The organism is Sedimentitalea xiamensis, from assembly GCF_030164465.1.
In the GTDB taxonomy this organism is placed as follows: domain Bacteria; phylum Pseudomonadota; class Alphaproteobacteria; order Rhodobacterales; family Rhodobacteraceae; genus Sedimentitalea; species Sedimentitalea xiamensis.
The window spans coordinates 1-3,320 of record NZ_JASNJE010000068.1; the positions used below are offsets into that span (position 1 = coordinate 1).

The 3,320-nt window shown below is 64.0% G+C and carries 7 protein-coding genes; all 7 read left to right on the plus strand.

Going from position 1 to position 3,320, the window contains the following annotated elements:
- Window positions 1-99: 99 nt before the first annotated feature.
- From QO034_RS22990 to QO034_RS23015, 7 genes are read left to right on the plus strand one after another with little or no spacing between them, the layout of a single operon-like run.
- Complete coding sequence (locus tag QO034_RS22990) at window positions 100-996, plus strand: Mu-like prophage major head subunit gpT family protein (protein ID WP_284487835.1); 897 nt, start codon at window positions 100-102, stop codon at window positions 994-996.
- 4 nt (window positions 997-1,000) lie between these two features.
- Window positions 1,001-1,825, plus strand: coding sequence for a phage protease (locus QO034_RS22995; protein ID WP_284487836.1), 825 nt, complete (start codon window positions 1,001-1,003; stop codon window positions 1,823-1,825).
- Window positions 1,822-1,944, plus strand: coding sequence for a hypothetical protein (locus QO034_RS23000; RefSeq protein ID WP_284487837.1), 123 nt, complete (start codon window positions 1,822-1,824; stop codon window positions 1,942-1,944). Before QO034_RS22995 ends, QO034_RS23000 begins: the two co-directional genes overlap by 4 nt.
- 15 nt (window positions 1,945-1,959) lie before the next feature.
- Window positions 1,960-2,448: a phage virion morphogenesis protein gene (locus QO034_RS23005; protein ID WP_284487838.1), complete on the plus strand. Its 489-nt coding sequence runs from the start codon at window positions 1,960-1,962 to the stop codon at window positions 2,446-2,448.
- 3 nt (window positions 2,449-2,451) lie between these two features.
- Window positions 2,452-2,691, plus strand: a complete 240-nt coding sequence (locus QO034_RS23010; RefSeq protein WP_284487839.1) for a hypothetical protein — start codon at window positions 2,452-2,454, stop codon at window positions 2,689-2,691.
- Window positions 2,692-2,709: 18 nt separating this feature from the next.
- Complete coding sequence (locus tag QO034_RS23440) at window positions 2,710-2,814, plus strand: helix-turn-helix domain-containing protein (RefSeq protein WP_407696811.1); 105 nt, start codon at window positions 2,710-2,712, stop codon at window positions 2,812-2,814.
- Window positions 2,811-3,089: a hypothetical protein gene (locus QO034_RS23015; RefSeq protein WP_284487840.1), complete on the plus strand. Its 279-nt coding sequence runs from the start codon at window positions 2,811-2,813 to the stop codon at window positions 3,087-3,089. Before QO034_RS23440 ends, QO034_RS23015 begins: the two co-directional genes overlap by 4 nt.
- The last annotated feature ends 231 nt before the right edge of the window (window positions 3,090-3,320 follow it).

Consider the following 3,320-nt stretch of genomic DNA (forward strand, 5'->3'; position numbering starts at 1 on the left):
GCGGCCCGTTTCCTCAGCCCCGCAAAACCATTGCGGGCTGCGTCCCGTCCGGGGCTTTTCCTGCATTGTCCGCAAACAAGCTGACAGGAAAAACCGCCGATGCTCGTCAACGAACACTCCCTCGACCTGGTCTTTCGGGGCTTCAAGTCCGTCTACTCGGACGCCTATCTGCAAGCCACCGTCCACAAGGACAAGATCGCGATGACCGTGCCCAGCTCCGGGCGTGATGAAACTTACAGTTGGATCGGTCAGTTTCCGCACCTGCGGGAATGGATTGGCCCGCGTCATGTGCACAATCTGAAGGCGCACAGCTTCACCATCGTGAACCGCCGCTTCGAAAGCATCGTCGCCGTGATGCGGGACGCTATCAGCGACGACAAGCCGGGGGTGTTCAAGCCCGCCTTCTCGGAAATGGGCTATCTGGCGCGCAACCATCCCGAGGAAATGGTCTTCGGCCTGCTGGCGGCGGGGTTCGAGACCCCGTGCTTCGATGGGCAGAACTTCTTTGACGCCGACCACCCGCAGATGGACGGCGAAGGCAACGAAGTCAGCGTCAGCAACTTTCAGGACGGCGCGGGCGATGCCTGGTATCTGCCGGACACCTCGCGCGCGGTCAGGCCGCTGATCTGGCAGGAGCGCGAGGATTACGAGTTCCAGTCGCTGACCTCTTCCACCGATTCCCATGTCTTCATGAATGACGAATATGTCTACGGTGTCCGGGCGCGGGTGAATGCCGGGTTCGGCCTCTGGCAGTTGGGCTTTGGCAGCAAGGCGACGCTGGACCGCGCGAACTATGCGGCGGCGCGCGCGGCGATGATGAATTTCCGCAGCGATGGCGGGCGCATTCCGGGGATCGCCCCGACAATCATGGTGGTGCCGCCGTCGCTGGAAGACGCGGCGCTGCACCTGCTCAATACCGAGGCCGCGACGGGCGGGGCGTCCAACCCCTGGAAGGGCACGGCGGAACTGATCGTCACCCCGTTCGTTGCGGGCTGATCCGATGGCCGGAAGCTTGACGGCCATCTGTGACCGGGACCTGGGCGGTTCCGCCCCCGAGTGGGTACACCTGTTTCCGGTGGGTCAGATGACCGGACGAGACGGCCGCCGGTTCAATCTGGCGAACCCCCAGATGATCGTGGACGCGTTCCGGGCGGGCGCGGTCGATCTGCCGGTGGACTACGAACACCAAAGCGACGCCCAGCCGGAACAGCGCAGCGGCCCGGTGCCTGCGGCGGGCTGGATCAAGGAACTGAGGGTGGGCGAAGACGGTATCTGGGGCCGGGTCGAATGGACAGCCCAGGCGCGCGGCCTGATCGCGCTGGCGCGACAGGAGACCGCCATGAACGAACCGGAAACCCTGCTGGACAAGCTGATTGCGGCGCTTGGCCTGCCCGAAGAGACCACCGAAGACGAGTTGATCGCATTGATCGAAACCATTCGCGGCAAGGCGGAACAGGCGACAGCGGCGCGGATGCCCGACCCGGCGCGGTTCGTACCGATCGAGGCGGTGCAGGACCTGATGGCCAGCCGTCACGCGGACCTTGCCGAACGGACGAAAGAGCGCGCCACGGCCAAGGTGAAGGACGCCCTGGCGCGCGGGTTCATCACGCCCGCGATGAAGGACTGGGCCACCGCGCTCTGCGCCCAGGACGAAGCGAGCTTTGACAGGTTCGTTGCAACCTCGGTCCCGGCCTATGCCCATTTGATGAAACAGGCGGTTCCGGACGGCCCGCCGCCCTCTTCGCCTTCTGAGATCTCCCGGTCCGACGCGGCGGCTGCGGTCTGTGCGCAACTGGGGCTGAAACCGGATGCGCTGAAGGAATGACGATTGCCCGGCGGCTGCGCGCCGCCAGCAACGCCGCCCTGCCGGTATTCCTGGACCGGTTCCAGGGCGCGGCCCCGGCCCGTGCCGGCAGCACGCGGGCCGGGGCACAACTTTGCTGATGGAGGAACGGCCACATGATCGAGATCGAGTTCGAGAACGATACCCTCACCCCTGCGCTGCAACGCTTGGCAGACGGGCTGTTGGACATGACGCCGGTCATGGGAGAAATCAGCGAAGGGTGGTTGGAGAACACGATAAACAGGATGCTGCGCGGTGAACAGCCTGATGGGCAACCCTTTGCGCCACGTTCACCCGTCTCGCTGGAACAATATGCGGCCTCGGGCTTCGGCGCGGTGCCACTGTTCAGAAAAGGCTGGATGCGCCAGGGTCTCTTTCCCGAGTACGGGTCTGATTTTGTCCGCATCGGCTCCAACGAACCACAGTCCGCCGTGATGCAGTTCGGGGCATCGCAAGGCGAATTCGGGCGAACCTCTCGGGGCGGTCCCATCCCGTGGGGCGATATCCCGGCCCGCCCTTACCTGGGCGTCTCGGATGAAGATGAAACAATGATCATCGAAGAACTGTCGGAATGGCTGATGCGGACGGCCGAAGGGAAAAGCTGACCGGTGAGCCTTCCCTCGAAACCATACCCGAAACCGCCCGCCGAGGTTGAAACCTATGTCGATATCCTCGGCATGGACATGGCGATAGAGTTCCTGCTGACCTTCGGCGGGGCGGAACTTCCCCTGTCCCGGCGTCTGGGCAAGCGGTCGCGCCTCGCCGCGCTTGTCGGAGCTGAAAACGCCGCAAAGCTCGCCCGCTCCGATCACCTGTTGCGGCTCCGTGTTCCGCTGGCCACACCCTGACTGACCGCCTGTCTGCATGTGAAGGGCTGGCCCGTGGCCGGGATTGCCCGGCGGCTGCGGATCACCGACATCACCGTGCGCAAGCATCTGAAAAGATACGGGCCGCAAGAGAGTATGCCATGACACTCCGCGCTGATCTGGACCTTGCCAGGGCCAAGCTGGCCGAATCCGACGCCCTGCTGCGATCTGCCCAGGCCGTGCAGACACAGGCGATCAACGCTCTTGAACAGGCCGTCAAACGCGCCGTCAAAGACGGTTTGAACACCCTTTCACCCGAATCCTGGCCGATCAATGCGCCGGCAAAAGCGCGCCGCACGAACGGTTCCGCAAGAACCACCGCAAATTCCATCCGCGATAGTCCGTGGTGCCCGAGGGTCTTCCGGTATCAAAACAAGTGATCTAGCGGTATCAAACCGGGTGAATACCAACAGCGGGGCCGCCCCCGCCCCCCGCCACCGGATTATTTTCCAAATATGAAGGCGAAGGCGTGACGCTCTGTCTTCCTCTTGCCGGAAATACTCCGGGGTTTGGGGCGGAGCCCCAAGTCACACGGAGCCCAGCTAGAGGCGCAGGCTGGGCAGGCCGATGCCTGTCGCCTCGAACCCGCCATCGGCGGCCAGGACCTGGCC

What these genes read in the sequence shown, in the direction of transcription:
- QO034_RS22995 (WP_284487836.1), top strand. Translation starts at nt 1,001, where the DNA reads ATGGCCGGAAGCTTGACGGCCATCTGTGACCGGGACCTGGGCGGTTCC.
- QO034_RS23000 (WP_284487837.1), top strand. Translation starts at nt 1,822, where the DNA reads ATGACGATTGCCCGGCGGCTGCGCGCCGCCAGCAACGCCGCCCTGCCG.
- QO034_RS23005 (WP_284487838.1), top strand. Translation starts at nt 1,960, where the DNA reads ATGATCGAGATCGAGTTCGAGAACGATACCCTCACCCCTGCGCTGCAA.
- QO034_RS22990 (WP_284487835.1), top strand. Translation starts at nt 100, where the DNA reads ATGCTCGTCAACGAACACTCCCTCGACCTGGTCTTTCGGGGCTTCAAG.
- QO034_RS23015 (WP_284487840.1), top strand. Translation starts at nt 2,811, where the DNA reads ATGACACTCCGCGCTGATCTGGACCTTGCCAGGGCCAAGCTGGCCGAA.